A 17,537-nucleotide genomic window follows, 5' to 3' on the forward strand; every position below is an offset into this window, starting at 1 on the left:
TAAAAACGCAGCTTCCACGCTGCGTTTTTTGTATCAATTGGCTATAATCAGCGGCCTTTCACACAGTCGAGACAGAACCTTGCACCAAAACGTATACCTACCTGAAGAGTTTCTCAAAGAGATCGAAGCTATCCTTCCTGATGAATTGAACATGGAAGATTTTATCTCAGCCTGTCAACGCCCGTTACGTAAAAGTATTCGAGTAAACACGTTAAAGATTTCTGTCGACGAATTTATCGAACGTGCTAAGCAAAAAGGTTGGGAACTTGAAGCGGTTCCTTGGTGTGAAGAAGGTTTCTGGATTGAAGCTGACGAGACTATTGTTCCGTTAGGCAATACAGCAGAACACATGTCTGGCCTTTTCTATATTCAAGAAGCAAGTTCAATGATGCCGGTATCAGCCCTATTCATTGATCAACAAGAGTCCTTCAATAGCGTATTAGATATGGCTGCAGCTCCGGGTTCTAAAACCACACAGATAGCAGCGAAAATGGGTAATGATGGCGTACTCATCGCTAATGAGTTTGCTGCTAGCCGTGTTAAGGTTCTGCATGCAAATATAGAGCGCTGTGGTGTACGCAATACCGCGATGAGCAACTTTGACGGGCGTGTGTTTGGCGGTTGGTTGCCAGAGCAGTTCGACGCAGTGCTGATTGATGCCCCTTGTTCAGGTGAAGGGACAGTGCGAAAAGATGCCGACGCGATGAAAAACTGGACCAAAGCCTCTGTCATCGAAATTTCTGATACGCAAAAAGATCTCATTGAAAGTGCCTTCCACGCCCTAAAGCCAGGCGGCGTAATGGTGTATTCGACCTGTACATTGAGTATTGAAGAGAATCAACAGGTTTGTCATCACCTTAAAAAGACCTTTGGTGACGACGTTGAGTTCGAGAATCTTTCCCACCTATTTGAAGGTGCTGATAAAGCGATTACCGAAGAAGGTTTTCTCCATATTTTCCCGCAAGTCTATGACTGTGAAGGTTTCTTCGTTGCCCGTCTTCGTAAATTGGGCTCGGTTGAAGCACCTAAGGTGAAAAAGCGTCTTGGAAAATTCCCATTTGAGAAAGCTAGCTCTAAAGTGCAAGCCGAGATCACTCAGCAGCTCAAACAAACTCTCGACATTGCACTTCCTGACGAAACTTCCATCTGGCTACGTGACAATGACGTGTGGCTTTTCCCCAATGCACTAGAGCCTATGATTGGAGAGCTGCGTTTTTCCCGAATGGGCATCAAGATCGCAGAAGCTCATAAAAAAGGTTATCGTTGGCAACACCAAGTAGCGACTGCCTTAGCGACAGGCAACGAGTGCAACACTGTAGCACTTTGTGTTGATGATGCTCGTGAATGGTTCATGGGTAGAGACGTTCGCCCAGAAGGATTAACTGGAAAAGGCGAAATTATCGTTAAACTAGGTAACGATGTGATTGGGCTAGGAAAATGGGTTGGGAACCGCATTAAGAATGGCTTGCCACGCGAACTAGTCCGAGACAAAAACTTGTTTTAAGCGGTAAAACAATAGTATGAAATACTAACGAACCTGCGCAAAATCCAAATTATGCACTACACTTTAAAGTATTGATAAGTTCGGATTATCAAACAGTTAGCGCAGGCTCTTGAAGAGCCCTTCCCCTAGGCCCATAGCAGGATCAGCTGTGGGCCCTTTTTTAGGCTCTCGTTTCAGTGTCGCAATTATGCTAGACGGATACCTTCTTTATCGATAACAATCTTTCCTTGCTTGTATAGGCCACCGATCGTCTTCTTAAACGTACCTTTACTTGTTCTAAACGCAGCAAAAATCGCTTCAGGTGAAGACTTGTCATTCAGTGGCAGAAAACCACCTTTCTTCTCAAGCAAATCGATCACCTTTTGGCTCAGATCGTCCATCTTGCCAACACCTACTTTTTGTAGAGAGAGGTCAATCTTGCCATCTTCACGAATATTCTTGATGTAACCTTTCAGCTTTTTGCCGATAAAGAGCTTACCGAACACGTCAGATTTAAAGATCATGCCCCAGTGCTCACCTTCAACAATCGCTTTGAAGCCCAGATCACTACGCTCTGCAATTATCAAGTCGACTTGCTGATTGCGTGTATAGTTAGCTGGGGTTTTATCAAGAAGCTTATTGAACTTTGTTGTGCCAACGATACGGCCTGACGCCTTGTCTGTATACACATAAACAAGAACATTTTGACCTTCAGAAAAGCGTGTACGCTGCTCGCTAAAAGGGATCAGAAGATCTTTACCTTTAATACCCCAATCCGCAAATGCGCCAGTCGCATTCACACCTTCAATCGTCATCAAACCCCACTCGCCAACTTGAGCCACTGGAGTTTCAGTTGTTGCGACTAACTGACTGTCAGAATCGAAGTATAAAAACGCATCAATAAAGCTACCAACTTCTGCACCCTCTGGTACAAATCGATTCGGTAATAATGTCGTGCCGTAGTCTCCAGCATCCAGAAATAGGCCAAAATCTGCTTTTTTTACAACTTCTAAGTGGTTAATCTGACCAACTTTAATCATTTCAACTGTCTCTTGTTAAATTTGCGGTGATTATAGCGAATCTCTGTTATGCTTGCGCCAGATATTTCGCAGTTTTTTCAGGAGCATTATTTGTTAACCGTTGATAAGCAGGACGGCATAACTCTCAAGATATCGCATGCCATGGCAGCGACCAAGAAGTCAGACGTTGACCTCTATTTCTTCATCCCCGGAGAACTCGGCTTATCCCCAGATATCCTTAAAGAGAGTGAGTTCTACTACGAGTCTATTACTCAAAAACGCGCTTACTACAGTGACAAAACGCTCCTACCTCTGGTACACAGTCGACTAGCAAAACGTGGCCGACTCTCTTCAACACAGTACCGTGTCAGTTTGAGTTTATTCGCTTATCAATATGTCATCGCCTTAGATAAAGCGGTCAATGAGCTAAACAAACACAACAAAGAAATCGTCACAACGGACGAAGTTGATGAAGTTATCAAGCTCTCCCTCGATATTCTGAAAAAACTGCGCAGAAGTATTCCTTATGAAGAGAGCTTAAAGCGCTACTACGCCAACATCGACAATTATCTCTCTTGGTATACAGGTCAGCGCCTAATGTCTTTGGTCGCGCACATGCCTCGTGACAGCGAATACAAAAGCTTAAAAGAGAGTTTGCTAGCGATTGTTGAAAAAGAAGCTGCACACAGAAAACTCAATAACTACAACTCCAAAAGCGTACGTGACGACGTAACGCGCCTCAGCAATAAGATGCGCTTACTACGTCGATTGATTGAACACCCTGTCGTCTTGCAAGAGAAAACTCAGTCGTTGGGCAAGAACATGAAACGCGTGGTTAAAGGCAGCGCCACTGGCTTTGTGATGGTGTTTGTAACGATTACCGCTATTCTAGCCCGTGACTACTGGGGAGAGATTACCGCTTCTTTCATAGTCTTGATGTCTTTTGTATACGCACTACGTGAGATTTTTAAAGATGACTTGCGTGATGTCATGTGGCGCTGGATTCGTAAGGGTCGCCCTAAATGGCGTAAGCTATATCTCGATCCTACTACCAAGAAAGCTGTAGGACAAAAGCTTGAATGGCTCGACTACAAAGTCTTGGATAAGCTACCAGATAGGATCCAATCAATACGAAAAAAACGTGTCGTACAACGCGAGGAACAGATTCTCCACTACTGCTCAAAAACTGAGATGTCGACATCAAAATTCATGAGTGGTTACGAAGAGACCAAAGAGTCAATCATGGTCAGCATGAGAGCATTAACACGCCTTATGGATAAAGGTTCTAACAAGGTCTATACCCATAATAACGGCCAAGTGAGTCGTGAGTCAGTCGAGAAGCGACATCTTATTAACCTCATCGCTCGTGAAAACAATCACAACGGAGAGCCGATCTACTACCGTTGGAAGATTGTATTAAACCGAAGCAAGATTGTGGCCGTAGAGCAAATGGAAGTCGAGCACGTCAGTCACCCTTTCGCTTCAGTGAAAGAGTAAGTTTAAATTCCGCCATTGGTTCATCGCCATGCAAGGATGGGCAAATGGCGGTAATTTTAACGGCTTGATTGACTCTCTCCCCAGTCGCAAACGTCTTTTCCAACATATCATCGATCAACTTGCCATCTTCACAGATGAAATGAACATCCGCTTCTGGCCTTTTTAGAAATTGTCCTTCCACACCTTTAAATGCTAAAGAAACTTCCTTACCGCTCTCTTGTGCTTTACTCATCGCCATAAAACCACCGGCTACGTCAGCACCAACCGCTAACACGCCAAAATACATGCTATTTAGATGATTCTTGGTTCTTCGCTTTAGAGGGATCTTTACGATTACTTTTTCAGCATCTAACTGAAGAATTTTTGGGCGAGCCAACCATATGAACGGTACTTTAAAAAAACCGAATAAGTTGAGGTATAAGTTTGCCTTGGAAGTTGAAGTGAGCACTATACTAGTCCGACCAGTTTTAATTATTTACAGTTCATCCCTTAACACCTTTCATGTCAACATTTTATTAACAATTGTATTCTAAATAGTTGAGCAAACGCTAATTCCGCTAACTTGGTTTATCGATTGCGCCTTAAATGTTGCGACAAATGTAATATCCGCTTACATAGAATGAACGAATAAAGAACCTATAACAGGGAATTCATTACCTTTACACTAGGATTAATGCAAGATTCTCGTTAAGTGGTTTATTCCTCGCTAAGTTTCCGTTATCTTTACCGCTTCGAAATAAAAATACAGGCTGTGGTATGCCACTCAAAACCGATGAATTAAGAACCCAACCACTGGGTCCAATGCCAACTCCGGCAGAACTAGGAAGCGCCCACCCAATCACGGACGAAGTCGCAAAACGCATTGCACAGTCACGTCGTCAAATTGAAAATATTCTTTCAGGGGAAGACCAACGCCTATTGGTGATCGTCGGCCCTTGTTCAGTCCATGATACTGAAGCCGCTATTGATTACGCAGAGCGTTTAGCCGCTATTCAAGAACAGTACAAAGATGAACTGTTCATCGTCATGCGTACCTACTTTGAGAAGCCACGTACAGTCGTTGGTTGGAAAGGTCTAATTACCGACCCGAACCTTGATGGTTCATACGCACTCGAAACGGGCTTAAACAAAGCACGTAAATTGTTACTTGATATCAATAAACTAGGCCTTGCGACGGCAACAGAGTTCCTAGATATGATCACGGGGCAATATATTGCTGACCTCATCACTTGGGGTGCAATTGGTGCTCGTACGACTGAATCACAAATTCACCGTGAGATGGCATCAGCCCTGTCTTGCCCTGTTGGTTTCAAGAATGGTACAAACGGCAACATCAAGATTGCTATTGACGCTATTCGAGCTTCGCAAGCCTCTCATTACTTCTACTCACCAGATAAAAATGGGCGTATGACAGTTTATCGCACAAGTGGTAACCCATATGGCCACGTTATCTTGCGTGGTGGAGAAAAAGGTCCAAACTTTGATGCCGCTTCAGTCGAAGCTGCATGTAAACAGCTTGCGGAGTTTGGATTACCAGAACGTCTAGTTGTCGATTTTAGCCACGCAAACTGCCAAAAGCAGCACAGAAAGCAACTCGACGTTGCTAAAGATATCTGTGAGCAAATTAAATCTGGCAAGAACCAAGTTGCTGGCATCATGGCGGAAAGCTTTATTCTTGAAGGTAACCAGCCGATGGACGATCTAGATAACCTAACATATGGCCAATCTATCACTGACCCATGTTTAGGCTGGGATGATACCCAAACCATGTTGAAACTACTTGCTGACGCAGTCAAAGCTCGTCCATAACTATAAGGATTCTGATCATGCCATCATTTGATATTGTTTCTGAAGTCGATTCAGTTGAACTAAGAAATGCGGTTGATAACGCTTCTCGTGAACTATCGACTCGCTTTGACTTCCGTGGTGTAGAAGCATCATTCGAAATGCAAAAAGATGAATCTGTACGTTTAAATGCTGAAGGGGACTTCCAACTAAAGCAGATGCGTGACATTCTGCGTGGAAACCTTGCGAAGCGCGGCGTTGATGCGGGTTCAATGGAAGCGAAAGGCGAAGAGGCGACTGGTAAAAACTGGCACCAAATCGTTATCTTTAAGCAAGGTATCGAAACGCCTATGGCGAAAAAAATCGTCAAACTTATTAAAGATAAGAAGATGAAAGTCCAAGCTTCTATTCAAGGTGAGAAAGTACGTGTAACAGGTAAAAAGCGTGATGACCTACAAGCGGTTATCGCTGTCATCCGTGAAGCTGAACTTGGCCAACCATTCCAGTATGAAAACTTCCGCGATTAACCATTGTTAATTTGATCTAAAAGGCCGATTGCTTTCATAAGTAATCGGCCTTTTTAATACCTCAAGATAACCTCATTGGCTACTTAGCCGTACCCAGCGAGATAATCGCATCCTCGCCTTGTAAGAAGGTGACGCTATTGGACTTAGGCGCAAGCAAGACCACAACTCTAAAATCGTTAGATTTGGCCGACTCTAAATGACTCGACAATTCAGCATCGTTGTCAAATTTTACTCTTTCCGCGTCTCGGCGAATTAAATCGACAAACGCGAATGGGCAATCAGCATCATAAAGCACCAGTTCAGATTGTTGCATCAACCTTAACGCTTTGAGTGTTAGCAGTTCAACATCACTGCCGTACTCTATCCAAGTCACCGATCCCTTTTGATCAAAACCTGTTTCAAAAGCATCTTGATAAGCTTGTTCAAGCTGAACGTTAGATTGCGCTTTCTCTACGTCGGAGCGTGCAAAAAACGCTTCCCAAAACTTACGACGTTCATCTACTGTCGCTAGCTTCTGTTTAATATCTTTGCGCTTGGATGTCGCAAAATCGGCTTGCAATGACAAGTTCTGAGGTAATACGGATTCTAGTTTTTCTCGCATATTACGAATCAAAACAGGTGATCCGCCTCCACTCGACAACGCGATCTGGATTCGACCACGATTAATCATCGATGGTGTAATAAAGTCACAATAAGGCAGGTCGTCAACCACATTAACCAATATCCCTTTTTTCTTGGCATCATGGTGAACTTGATGGTTAAGATCCGGGTTGTCCGTTGTCGCCCAAACTTGAACGTAATGATTCTCTAGTAAAGTTTCAGAGTAGAAGCCTTGCACCCAATGGCATTCTTGCGCTTCAATCAAATTCGCAAGGTAATCTTCTACGTGAGGAGAGACAATTGTTACATTCGCCCCCGCTCTGATAAGGCTATCCACCTTGCGGCTTGCCACTTCTCCCCCACCAACAACAAGTACGGCCTTATGGTTGAGATCCATGAATAGAGGAAAATACTGCATTTCATTCCCTGAGTAATTAAAAACGTCTTTGCACTCGATACTACCAAAAATAGGGCAAAAGAATCATGTGATTTTGATCCCATGCATGATTAACAACCAAATTTACAACTATCTTTAGAGTTATATACCATGCGAAGTGAATCATATAAATTTCAAATCTATCATTGTAAGCAAATTAATTACACCATCCCGTTGCACCAGTTTTGTGAAGTCTTGCACTATTTACATTCCCATAACATTTCGCCATTCTAATGTCTGTCAGGGTTTGTGAGTTCAATCAAAAATCTTTTTAAATTATACATTTGAGAATTCATCAATCCTTTCCTACGCTTATAACTGGTTGATTTAGCAAGACTCGAAGACGAGCGACAGCAACCTAATAATTAATGAAACACAACATTTTAATCGTTATATCAGGATGTACCTGAACTAACATGGATCATACAGGAAGGATACAAATGGCACATAAACTAACACTTCTTGCTTCAGTTGTAGCTGCATCTACTGCACTGATGTCGACAAGCGCTGCAGCAGCAGACAGCACGCTTGATAAAGTAACTAAACAAGGTTTTTTAACTTGTGGTGTAAGTACTGGCTTGCCAGGTTTCTCTAACCCAAACTCTAAAGGCGAATGGGAAGGTATCGACGTAGAATACTGTCAAGCTGTCGCTGCCGCAGTTCTAGGTGATAAAACGAAAGTAAAATATGTTCCCCTAACAGCTAAAGAGCGTTTCACTGCACTACAATCAGGCGAAATCGACATTCTTTCACGTAATACGACATGGACACTTCACCGTGATTCAGCTCTTGGTCTGAACTTCGTTGGTGTTAACTACTATGATGGTCAGGGTTTCATGGTTAAGAAAGACCTTGGTTTAACTAGTGCTAAAGAGCTTGATGGTGCATCTGTATGTGTTCAGTCTGGTACTACAACAGAGCTAAACCTAGCAGATTACTTCCGTAACAATGGTATGTCGTACAAGCCAGTAGTATTCGATACAGCGGCTCAAACATCCAAAGGTTTCGATGCAGGTCGTTGTGACGTGCTTACTACTGACCAATCGGGTCTCTATGCGCTTCGTTTGAATCTTCAGGACCCTTCTTCAGCGCAAGTACTGCCTGAAATCATTTCTAAAGAGCCTCTAGGCCCTGTTGTTCGCCAAGGTGACGACCAATGGTTCAACATCGCTAAGTGGGCACTTTCAGCAATGGTGAACGCAGAAGAATACGGCATCTCATCTAAGAATGCTGATGAAATGCTTAAGTCTAAAGATCCAAATATCAAACGTATCCTTGGTGTTGATGGACCTAGAGGTAAAGGCTTAGGTATTCGTGACGATTGGGGCTACCAAGTTATCAAACAAGTTGGTAACTACGGCGAAAGTTTTGAGCGTACTGTAGGTGAAGGCTCTCCTCTACAGATCTCTCGTGGCGTAAACGCACTGTGGAACGCAGGCGGCTTTATGTACGCGCCACCAATCCGTTAATATTATAAATAACTATTCAAAATGGGCGGTTTTGGCCGCCCTTTTTTATATAAAATGGATTTTGAGGTTATAGTTGTATGAAACCTACCAATACGGCGACAAACTCGGATAGCGGACCGAGCTCAAACGCTAACCTTATTTACAATCCCACCTTTCGAGCTGTTGTATTCCAAATCGTTGCGATTGCAGCACTTGTTTTCTTCTTTTACACCATTGTCAACAACGCACTTACCAACTTAGAAGCACGTGGTATAGCCACGGGTTTTGAATTTCTCGATCAAGAAGCAGGCTTTGGGATTGGCCTAACGCTAATTGAATACGATGAAACACACTCTTATGGCCGCACATTTATCATCGGCCTGCTAAATACAGCACTTGTATCATTCTTCGGTATTATTCTCGCAACCGTGATTGGTTTTGTCATGGGCATCGCACGTTTATCTTCTAACTGGTTAGTCAGTCGATTTGCGGCGATTTACATCGAGATTTTCCGTAATGTACCTTTGCTTTTACAGATCTTTTTCTGGTATTTCGCCGTTCTGCAAGCTCTACCATCTGCAAGAGAAAGTTTGAGCTTAGGTGAAGCCATATTCTTGAATGTCAGAGGCTTGTACTTCCCGGCTCCTGTGTTTGAAGAAGGCTCATCTATAGTCGTAGCTTCGTTCATTGCTGGTGTTATTGCGACTATCGTTATCGGCATTTGGTCAAAGAACAAGCAGAAGCTAACAGGTCAGCAAACCCCGATGGGCCGCATTACTCTCGGACTATGCGTTGTTTTACCTGTTATTGTTTACTTTTTGATGGGTTCACCTATTTCAGCTGAACTTCCTGAGTTAAAAGGTTTTAACTTCCGCGGGGGTATTAGCATCATCCCTGAGTTGGCCGCTTTATTACTCGCATTAAGTATCTATACCGCTTCGTTTATCGCTGAGATCGTTCGATCAGGTATCAACGCAGTGAACCATGGTCAGACTGAAGCAGCTATGTCTTTAGGCCTGCCACGTTCGCGTACGCTAAAGCTGGTCGTAATTCCTCAAGCATTGAGAATCATTATCCCTCCACTGACTAGCCAATACTTAAACTTGACCAAGAACTCATCGCTTGCAATGGCGATTGGTTATCCTGATTTGGTTTCTGTGTTTGCTGGTACCACACTCAACCAAACTGGCCAGGCGATTGAAATTATTGCGATGACAATGGGCGTGTACCTAACACTAAGCTTGTTGACGTCAGCATTGATGAACATCTACAACCGTAAAGTAGCATTGGTGGAGAGATAGAATGAGCATACATCAATTTCAGCCAGACCTTCCGCCTCCTGCCAATACCGTGGGTGTCGTTGGTTGGCTACGCAAAAACCTATTCAACGGTCCTATCAACTCTATTGTAACAATCATGCTGGGTTACTTAGCATTCATGTTGCTTTGGAACGTGTTTGATTGGGCATTTCTAAAAGCGGATTGGGTTGGCACAACTCGTGATGCATGTAGTCGAGAAGGCGCATGTTGGGTGTTTATTAGCGTGCGCTGGGAACAGTTCATGTATGGTTTTTACCCTCAAGAAGAGCTGTGGCGCCCTCGCCTATTCTACATCACACTCGCAATTTTTACCGTGCTACTGGCCTATGAAAAAACGCCGAAAAGATTGTGGATTTGGCTCTTCTTCGTAAATATCTACCCTTTCATTATTGGTGCGTTGCTATATGGAGGTGTCTTTGGACTAGAGGTTGTAGAAACCCACAAGTGGGGTGGCTTACTCGTTACTCTGATCATAGCACTCGTTGGTATTGTGGTATCTCTTCCTATTGGTGTAGCACTGGCTCTTGGCCGTCGCTCAGAAATGCCAATTATTCGAAGCATTTGTACCGTTTATATCGAAGTTTGGCGCGGTGTACCGCTTATCACAGTTCTGTTCATGGCCTCGGTTATGCTTCCACTGTTTTTGTCGCAAGGCTCAGAAACCGACAAACTTATTCGTGCTTTGATTGGTGTCGTGATGTTTAGTGCGGCATACATGGCAGAGGTGGTACGTGGTGGCCTACAAGCTATTCCAAAGGGTCAATATGAAGCAGCGGACGCGTTAGGGCTTAGCTACTGGAAAAAGATGGGATTGATTATCTTGCCGCAGGCATTAAAAATCACTATCCCTTCTATCGTAAATACCTTTATCGGCCTATTTAAAGATACCAGTCTTGTACTCATCATCGGTATGTTTGATGTGTTAGGCATAGGCCAAGCTGCAAACACTGACCCTGAGTGGTTAGGTTTTGCTACGGAAAGTTATGTATTTGTCGCGTTGGTGTTCTGGGTGTTCTGTTTCGGCATGTCGAGATACTCGATTTGGCTAGAAAACAAACTTCACACCGGTCACAAACGATAATTAAGACTCAAGGACGTATTATGACGCAACAACAAGATTACATGATCCAACTTCAGGATATGAACAAGTGGTACGGTGAGTTCCACGTTTTGAAAAACATCAATCTAAACGTGAAGAAGGGCGAGAAGATTGTTATTTGTGGCCCATCTGGTTCTGGTAAATCGACCATGATTCGATGTATCAACCGCCTTGAGGAACACCAGAAAGGTAGCATCATCGTTTCAGGTAATGAGCTAACGGAAGACTTGAAGAATATAGAAGCTGTGCGCCGTGAAGTGGGCATGTGTTTCCAACACTTCAACCTGTTTCCTCACCTAACGGTACTTGAGAACTGTACGTTAGCACCTATTTGGGTTAAGAAGATGCCCAAAGACGAAGCAGAAGCGATTGCGATGAAATACCTTGAGCGCGTTAAGATCCCAGATCAAGCAGACAAGTTCCCAGGTCAGCTTTCCGGTGGTCAACAACAACGTGTAGCCATCGCTCGTTCATTGTGCATGAGTCCTCAAGTCATGCTGTTTGATGAACCAACATCAGCGCTTGACCCTGAGATGGTTCGTGAGGTGCTTGACGTAATGGTAGAGCTTGCTGAAGAAGGTATGACGATGCTTTGTGTAACTCACGAGATGGGTTTCGCAAAAGAGGTAGCAGATAGAGTTATCTTTATGGATGCTGGTGAGATTATCGAGGAAAACAATCCTGTAGATTTCTTTGAAAACCCTCAGTCAGACCGAACGCAAAACTTCTTGGCTCAGATTCTACACCACTAAATGTGGGGCAACACAGCCGTTACAAGCAAAACAAAGGGTAGCTTCGGCTGCCCTTTTTAATGAACCCTCCTATTTGAAGGCTCCTCATTAAAAGTCGCACTACTCGTATTTCACGCCTTACTTGTACCTAACTACTACCTCAAAACAAGTTTTTGCGCTAGATACATTTCATTTTGAACTCCCTCTTAACTTTTACATGCAATACGAATCCTCTCAGCCTTAATCATTGTGTTAACTGCCCTTCCCGTTTAATCATGACGTAAGGGTATAGGAGGCCACATGAGAAACATTGAATCAGTTGCGCAAGTTAGGGACGTGATTGGAGAGCCCAATCCTCTAGCAGAAAAGAAAATTTATGACTTTATAAACGACCGAATGCAATCGTTTATAGAAACCTCACCTCTGCTCATGCTATCTACCGTCGATGAGCTTGGTTTTCCCACAATATCGCCCAAAGGAGACAAACCTGGTTTTGTACAAGTAAGAGATCGCAAAACGCTGCTATTACCCGAGTTAAAAGGGAACAAGCTAGCTTTCTCGCTGCAAAATATTGTGTCATCGAACAATAAAGTCGGCTTAATTTTTCTCAGACCTGGTACAGTGGAGTGCTTACGTATACACGGTACTTGTAAACTCATTGAAGGTGCTATTTGTGATGAGGTATCGGGTCATAGCCATCGTGCTCTTCTGGTATTGGAAGTCTCAATCACCAAAGCTTACTTCCATTGTGGGAAAGCATTTCTGCGAAGCAAAATCTGGGATAGTACGAGCTACCTCCCTCCCATAAAGATTTCATTTGGACGTGAAATTGCCGACAACACGTCCAATAACCGTCAGTTTGTTGAAGAAGTGGATGCAGGCGTACAAGAACGTTATATCTCTGATTTATAGGGAAAGTTGATTCAGTTTTTGATGAACTTAGCAGAAATACTTACCCGCGAGAGCGACTTAACTACCAACAAAAACGTACTATTTACAACGATGAATCACAGTTTCAAAGTCATTCAAAAGCGGCTATACAATCTCTTTTAATGCCATAGAAGGGTAACCGGAAATTAAAGTTTATTTATCAGCAACTTAATAAGAATCTGTGTCATACTTAAAGTAATATTGTGTTACATCTTTCAAAGTACATAAGTTTTTATTTCTATTATTATTTTGTTTACTAAAACGCTAATTGGGGCTTGATCTTTTGGTCGTTCAACCTCATAAATGTAGTTATAAACATAAAACCTCACGAGGAAGATTATGAACAGCCCTATGTTTACTCGTTCTACAAGTGCTCCGAATACACTTGAGATCAACAAAACACTCAAGAATACCTACTTCTTGCTATCAATGACGCTGGTTACTAGTGCTATTGCTGCAATGGCAACAATGGCAATTGGTATTTCGTCTATCATGGCGATCGTTATGCAAGTTGCTGCGATCGGTATTCTGTTCTTTGCATTACCACGTAGCATCAACTCTTCAATGGGTATTGTTTGGACATTCGTCTTCACAACACTTATGGGTGGCGCGTTAGGTCCAATGCTTAACTACTACGCATCTATCCCAAGCGGCCCATCTATCATTGCTCAAGCTCTTGGCTTAACAGGTATGGTGTTCCTTGGCCTATCTGCTTACACAATCAGCAGCAAGAAAGACTTCTCTTTCATGCGTAATTTCCTAATTGCCGGCCTTATCATTGTTATCGTTGCAGCTATTATCAACATCTTTGTTGGTTCAACGATTGGTCAACTAGCGATTAGTAGCATGTCTGCGCTAGTGTTCTCTGGGTTCATTCTTTACGATACTAGCCGTATCGTTCGTGGTGAAGAGACAAACTACGTAAGCGCAACAATCTCTATGTACCTAAACATTCTTAACCTATTTACTAGCCTGTTAAGCATCCTTGGTATTATGAACGACGATTAATCGTTCACATAACGTCAATCTAAAAGCCCGGCACGACTTGCCGGGCTTTTTCATACTTGCGATATTGTTAAATCACGGTATGCTGCGCTACCCTATTGAATATCATCACTATTAGGATCGGATAATGTTTGAGTACAACGGCAAACAAATCGAAACTGACGCACAAGGTTACCTACTCGACCATACGCAATGGGAAGAAGGTATGATTGCGCTTCTTGCTAAACATGAGGGTATTGAGCTTACCGAGGCTCACCTAGAGGTCGTTCATTTCGTAAGAGATTTTTACGAAGAGTTCAACACTTCTCCAGCGGTACGCATGCTTGTAAAAGCAATAGAAAAAGCACATGGCCCTGAAAAAGGCAACAGTAAATACTTGTTCAAGCTATTCAAACAAGGGCCCGCGAAGCAGGCAACAAAACTAGCTGGCTTACCAAAACCCGCTAAGTGCTTATAGCTTTTACGAAAGATTCTGTAGCCTAACTACAGAATCTTGAATCCTGAAAATGGTTTGAATGACATTGACTCTCTGATGACCTGCTCTACCGTCGATGTTCTTGGTCCCTTTTCCAGCCAGCGCTCCATGTGGACTACCTGAACTTCACTGCCACAAATAACCACTTCAACGTCTCCGTTAGATAGATTTTTCGCGTATCCCGTTACTCCGATTGCTTTCCCTTCATGAGCTGCTGAATATCTAAACCCTACCCCTTGTACCACACCTGATACTGTGAATTTGACGCAACTTTCTGTCATTTATATACCTCTATTCATCACTCAATGATATATTTACACGGTTCTGTATATACCCATTTAGGATTTATGGGTTCGTCTATTGGATATAATAATTATGAAAGAAATACCATTTCGCTGGATTGATAAGTATCTAATCCATCTAAAGATTCAAGAAAAGTTCTATTTGCTCTTCTTATTGCCTCTCGTAGCTCTCGTCGTTTTAACTTTAGTACTTGATAACACTGCAGATCAAATGCTCAACCATTTATATCAAGATGAGTTGGTTTTAATGCGCGATCTTATTGAGGCAGGCAATCTCTCTAAAGAACAAGTTGCTTCTATCATTAACTCTTCTGAAACAATTCAATTCGCATCTGGCAAAGATTCTGTCCTAGTCAACAATGGTGAGTTCAGCCTAGCTGCAACACACGACCAGAATTTGTGGACATCAATGACCACAACTCACATCACAGTCGTACTCATTACGTTATCACTGATCGCTATGGGTGTTTACTACATCATGACCTTCATTGGTGGTGCGATGTTTACCATGAACAAGGCACTAAGCACGCTTGCAGATGGCGACCTAACGAGCCGCATGAACTTCTTCAAAGTGCGTGATGAATTCAGTGAAATTGCAATCACCATCGATCAAGTCGCTGAGCGTGAACAAAACATGGTAATTTCAATCCAAGAGTCTATTGCTCTTATGCAGCAAATCAGTTCCGATTTAAATCAATCAAATATTCAAAGTGCTGAAGTGTCAGGCTCGCAGCAAGAGCATTTGAACTCGCTTGCTAGCGCTACAGAGCAAATGGCTTCTACGATTCGTGAAGTTGCAAACCTTGCTCATGATTCAAGTAGCCAGACAGAAGATGCTCGCAGTGTTGCTACACAGGGCCAACAAAAAGTCGGTCATACGCTCAGCTCAATTTCGCAGCTCTCTAACGAGGTTCGTTCAGCCTCAGAAGCGGTTGCGGAACTTGATGCGAATGCAGCGCAGATCGATGAAGTTGTTACCACAATCAACGGTATTTCTGAGCAGACAAACCTTCTTGCTTTAAATGCAGCGATTGAAGCTGCTCGAGCGGGAGAACAAGGCCGAGGCTTTGCAGTAGTCGCAGATGAAGTCCGTGCTCTAGCTGGCCGTACTCAACAAGCAACTGTAGAGATTCAAACCATGATTGAAGCTCTGCAACGCAACAGTCAGTCTCTGACACAACTGATGGAAACGACCGTTGTCAATGCATCTGAAGGCCAGCAATTGATGTCAGAAGTCGATGTTGAAATTGGTGCACTCGCTGAGAAGAATCAATCTATCTCTGACAGCAGCATCCAAATCGCGACTGCTGCCGAAGAGCAAGGCGTTGTAGCCGATAACATTGCCGCAAGTGTCGAAGAGATAAGAGCTCAATCGGACAGTGTCTGCAATATGATAAACGCAACGAACGAAAATATAAGCCAGTTGCGTAATCAGAGTGACCAAATGGAATCACTTCTTACAGGTCTAAAAGCCTAATCAATAGAGCCGCCTCCGATCGGCTCTTTTATTTGCTTTTCAAATACACTTCCTAGAGAATACCATCCTTTCAAAACAGACAATTGAGTAATCCAATGACTCCAGCTATCTATCTAGTCAAAGGCCGTGATAAATCCCTTCGCCGCAAGCACCCATGGGTGTTTTCTCGCGGTATTCATAAAGTAGAAGGTGAACCAAAATTAGGTGAAACGGTTGACGTTTTTGCCCATGACGGGAAATGGTTAGCGAAAGCGGCTTACTCACCTAACTCTCAAATTCGTGCTCGTGTATGGAGCTTCGAAAAGAAAGAGATCAATAAAGAGTTCTTCGTTAAACGTATTCAAGATGCTCAATTGCTTCGCGAAGACATCATTGAACGTGACGGCCTAACTGGTTACCGTTTGATTGCTGCAGAATCAGATGGTCTACCGGGTATCACCATTGATAAATTCCAAGATTACTTGGTTTGTCAGTTACTCAGCGCTGGTGCAGAGTTCCATAAACAAACCTTAGTTGACGCCCTTTTAGAAGTTTTCCCAGAATGTAACGTTTACGAACGTTCAGATGTCGCAGTGCGTAAGAAAGAAGGCTTAGAACAAACGACTGGCGTTTTACATGGCGAAGAGCCACCTAAGTCTGTAGTCATTGAAGAGAACGGCGTAAAGATCAGTGTTGATATCATTGGTGGCCATAAAACCGGCTTCTACCTTGACCAACGTGATAGTCGCCTTCAATCGATGAAATACGTGAAAGACAAAGAAGTTTTAAACTGCTTCTCTTACACAGGTGGTTTCGGTCTTTATGCTCTTAAAGGTGGCGCTAAGCGTGTCATCAACGCTGATGTATCTCAGCCTGCACTTGATACAGCGAAGTACAACGCAGAACTCAACGAATTTGATATTTCGAAGAAGCGCGCTGTATTCCTTAATGCTGACGTATTTAAACTGCTTCGCGAATACCGTGACCAAGGTACTAAGTTTGATGTTGTGGTTATGGACCCACCTAAGTTCGTATCAAGCAAGAATAACCTCACATCTGGTGCCAATGGCTATAAAGACATTAACATGCTGGCGATGCAAATCTTAAAGCCTGGCGGCACACTACTGACCTACTCTTGCTCTGGCCTAATGAGCGCAGACTTGTTCCAGAAAGTGATCGCAGATGCAGCCGTAGATTCAGGCCGACAAGTGAAGTTTGTAGAGCGCTTTGAGCAAGCTGCTGACCACCCTACTGACAGCGCATACCCAGAAGGTTTTTACCTCAAAGGCTTTGCTTGTAAGGTTTTATAATTAAAGCCGTTAAAGTAAATTACCACCTTCTAAAGAAGGTGGCTTTGTGTGAGCCCCCTAAAAGGGGGCCTTTGTTTAGTCCAACGCTAATTGTTGCTGTTCCACGCGCTCTTTC

At 43.2% G+C, this 17,537-nt stretch carries 17 protein-coding genes; 13 read left to right on the forward strand and 4 right to left on the reverse strand.

Annotated elements, in window-relative coordinates; genetic code table 11:
• Positions 1-79 precede the first annotated feature (79 nt).
• Positions 80-1,504 (forward strand): 16S rRNA (cytosine(1407)-C(5))-methyltransferase RsmF, encoded by a 1,425-nt coding sequence (gene rsmF / locus F0231_RS08525; protein ID WP_171759298.1) that lies wholly within the window; start codon positions 80-82, stop codon positions 1,502-1,504.
• A 185-nt stretch (positions 1,505-1,689) separates the two neighbouring features.
• On the opposite strand, the gene F0231_RS08530 is transcribed toward rsmF, so the two are convergent.
• Positions 1,690-2,523, reverse strand: coding sequence for a S1 RNA-binding domain-containing protein (locus F0231_RS08530; RefSeq protein WP_171759299.1), 834 nt, complete (start codon positions 2,521-2,523; stop codon positions 1,690-1,692).
• A 90-nt stretch (positions 2,524-2,613) separates the two neighbouring features.
• Between F0231_RS08530 and F0231_RS08535 the strand changes: the two genes are divergently transcribed.
• Positions 2,614-3,999, forward strand: a complete 1,386-nt coding sequence (locus tag F0231_RS08535; RefSeq protein WP_171759300.1) for a hypothetical protein — start codon at positions 2,614-2,616, stop codon at positions 3,997-3,999.
• Here F0231_RS08535 and F0231_RS08540 read toward each other — a convergent pair.
• Entirely contained in the window at positions 3,968-4,447 is a 480-nt protein-coding gene (locus tag F0231_RS08540) for a DUF4442 domain-containing protein (protein WP_171759301.1), read from the reverse strand. The genes F0231_RS08535 and F0231_RS08540 overlap by 32 nt on opposite strands.
• 308 nt (positions 4,448-4,755) lie before the next feature.
• Here F0231_RS08540 and F0231_RS08545 point away from each other — a divergent pair, with 308 nt between their 5' ends.
• Positions 4,756-5,808 (forward strand): 3-deoxy-7-phosphoheptulonate synthase, encoded by a 1,053-nt coding sequence (locus F0231_RS08545; RefSeq protein WP_171759302.1) that lies wholly within the window; start codon positions 4,756-4,758, stop codon positions 5,806-5,808.
• Positions 5,809-5,825: 17 nt separating this feature from the next.
• Positions 5,826-6,311 carry a YajQ family cyclic di-GMP-binding protein gene (locus F0231_RS08550; RefSeq protein ID WP_171759303.1) on the forward strand — a complete coding sequence of 162 codons (486 nt, stop codon included), beginning with the start codon at positions 5,826-5,828 and terminating at the stop codon, positions 6,309-6,311.
• Positions 6,312-6,390: 79 nt separating this feature from the next.
• Here F0231_RS08550 and F0231_RS08555 read toward each other — a convergent pair whose 3' ends face one another.
• Positions 6,391-7,329 (reverse strand): bifunctional precorrin-2 dehydrogenase/sirohydrochlorin ferrochelatase, encoded by a 939-nt coding sequence (locus tag F0231_RS08555; protein WP_171759304.1) that lies wholly within the window; start codon positions 7,327-7,329, stop codon positions 6,391-6,393.
• 458 nt (positions 7,330-7,787) lie between these two features.
• Between F0231_RS08555 and F0231_RS08560 the strand changes: the two genes are divergently transcribed.
• From F0231_RS08560 to F0231_RS08590, 7 genes are all read left to right on the forward strand, one after another.
• Positions 7,788-8,816 (forward strand): amino acid ABC transporter substrate-binding protein, encoded by a 1,029-nt coding sequence (locus F0231_RS08560; RefSeq protein ID WP_171759305.1) that lies wholly within the window; start codon positions 7,788-7,790, stop codon positions 8,814-8,816.
• Positions 8,817-8,893: 77 nt separating this feature from the next.
• Positions 8,894-10,096 (forward strand): amino acid ABC transporter permease, encoded by a 1,203-nt coding sequence (locus F0231_RS08565; protein WP_171759306.1) that lies wholly within the window; start codon positions 8,894-8,896, stop codon positions 10,094-10,096.
• A gap of 1 nt (position 10,097) precedes the next feature.
• A complete protein-coding gene (locus F0231_RS08570; RefSeq protein WP_171759307.1) occupies positions 10,098-11,195 on the forward strand; it encodes an amino acid ABC transporter permease in 1,098 nt (365 codons plus the stop codon).
• Positions 11,196-11,215: 20 nt separating this feature from the next.
• Complete coding sequence (locus F0231_RS08575) at positions 11,216-11,965, forward strand: amino acid ABC transporter ATP-binding protein (protein WP_171759308.1); 750 nt, start codon at positions 11,216-11,218, stop codon at positions 11,963-11,965.
• A 279-nt stretch (positions 11,966-12,244) separates the two neighbouring features.
• Entirely contained in the window at positions 12,245-12,856 is a 612-nt protein-coding gene (locus F0231_RS08580) for a pyridoxamine 5'-phosphate oxidase family protein (protein ID WP_171759309.1), read from the forward strand.
• A 357-nt stretch (positions 12,857-13,213) separates the two neighbouring features.
• Positions 13,214-13,882: a Bax inhibitor-1/YccA family protein gene (locus F0231_RS08585; RefSeq protein WP_171759310.1), complete on the forward strand. Its 669-nt coding sequence runs from the start codon at positions 13,214-13,216 to the stop codon at positions 13,880-13,882.
• A gap of 124 nt (positions 13,883-14,006) precedes the next feature.
• Positions 14,007-14,336, forward strand: coding sequence for a TusE/DsrC/DsvC family sulfur relay protein (locus F0231_RS08590; protein ID WP_171759311.1), 330 nt, complete (start codon positions 14,007-14,009; stop codon positions 14,334-14,336).
• Positions 14,337-14,362: 26 nt separating this feature from the next.
• On the opposite strand, the gene yccX is transcribed toward F0231_RS08590, so the two are convergent.
• Entirely contained in the window at positions 14,363-14,635 is a 273-nt protein-coding gene (gene yccX, locus F0231_RS08595) for an acylphosphatase (RefSeq protein WP_171759312.1), read from the reverse strand.
• A gap of 94 nt (positions 14,636-14,729) precedes the next feature.
• Between yccX and F0231_RS08600 the strand changes: the two genes are divergently transcribed.
• Together F0231_RS08600 and F0231_RS08605 are read left to right on the forward strand one after the other, a co-directional pair.
• Positions 14,730-16,133 (forward strand): methyl-accepting chemotaxis protein, encoded by a 1,404-nt coding sequence (locus F0231_RS08600; protein WP_171759313.1) that lies wholly within the window; start codon positions 14,730-14,732, stop codon positions 16,131-16,133.
• A 95-nt stretch (positions 16,134-16,228) separates the two neighbouring features.
• Entirely contained in the window at positions 16,229-17,422 is a 1,194-nt protein-coding gene (locus tag F0231_RS08605) for a class I SAM-dependent methyltransferase (protein WP_171759314.1), read from the forward strand.
• Positions 17,423-17,537 lie beyond the last annotated feature (115 nt).

Source organism: Vibrio sp. RE86 (genome assembly GCF_013114545.1).
Lineage (GTDB): Bacteria > Pseudomonadota > Gammaproteobacteria > Enterobacterales > Vibrionaceae > Vibrio.

Coding starts and splice junctions, on each gene's coding strand:
- F0231_RS08530 (WP_171759299.1), bottom strand. CDS start 2,523: ATGATTAAAGTTGGTCAGATTAACCACTTAGAAGTTGTAAAAAAAGCA.
- F0231_RS08545 (WP_171759302.1), top strand. CDS start 4,756: ATGCCACTCAAAACCGATGAATTAAGAACCCAACCACTGGGTCCAATG.
- F0231_RS08550 (WP_171759303.1), top strand. CDS start 5,826: ATGCCATCATTTGATATTGTTTCTGAAGTCGATTCAGTTGAACTAAGA.
- F0231_RS08555 (WP_171759304.1), bottom strand. CDS start 7,329: ATGCAGTATTTTCCTCTATTCATGGATCTCAACCATAAGGCCGTACTT.
- F0231_RS08560 (WP_171759305.1), top strand. CDS start 7,788: ATGGCACATAAACTAACACTTCTTGCTTCAGTTGTAGCTGCATCTACT.
- F0231_RS08565 (WP_171759306.1), top strand. CDS start 8,894: ATGAAACCTACCAATACGGCGACAAACTCGGATAGCGGACCGAGCTCA.
- F0231_RS08570 (WP_171759307.1), top strand. CDS start 10,098: ATGAGCATACATCAATTTCAGCCAGACCTTCCGCCTCCTGCCAATACC.
- F0231_RS08575 (WP_171759308.1), top strand. CDS start 11,216: ATGACGCAACAACAAGATTACATGATCCAACTTCAGGATATGAACAAG.
- F0231_RS08580 (WP_171759309.1), top strand. CDS start 12,245: ATGAGAAACATTGAATCAGTTGCGCAAGTTAGGGACGTGATTGGAGAG.
- F0231_RS08585 (WP_171759310.1), top strand. CDS start 13,214: ATGAACAGCCCTATGTTTACTCGTTCTACAAGTGCTCCGAATACACTT.
- F0231_RS08590 (WP_171759311.1), top strand. CDS start 14,007: ATGTTTGAGTACAACGGCAAACAAATCGAAACTGACGCACAAGGTTAC.
- yccX (WP_171759312.1), bottom strand. CDS start 14,635: ATGACAGAAAGTTGCGTCAAATTCACAGTATCAGGTGTGGTACAAGGG.
- F0231_RS08600 (WP_171759313.1), top strand. CDS start 14,730: ATGAAAGAAATACCATTTCGCTGGATTGATAAGTATCTAATCCATCTA.
- F0231_RS08605 (WP_171759314.1), top strand. CDS start 16,229: ATGACTCCAGCTATCTATCTAGTCAAAGGCCGTGATAAATCCCTTCGC.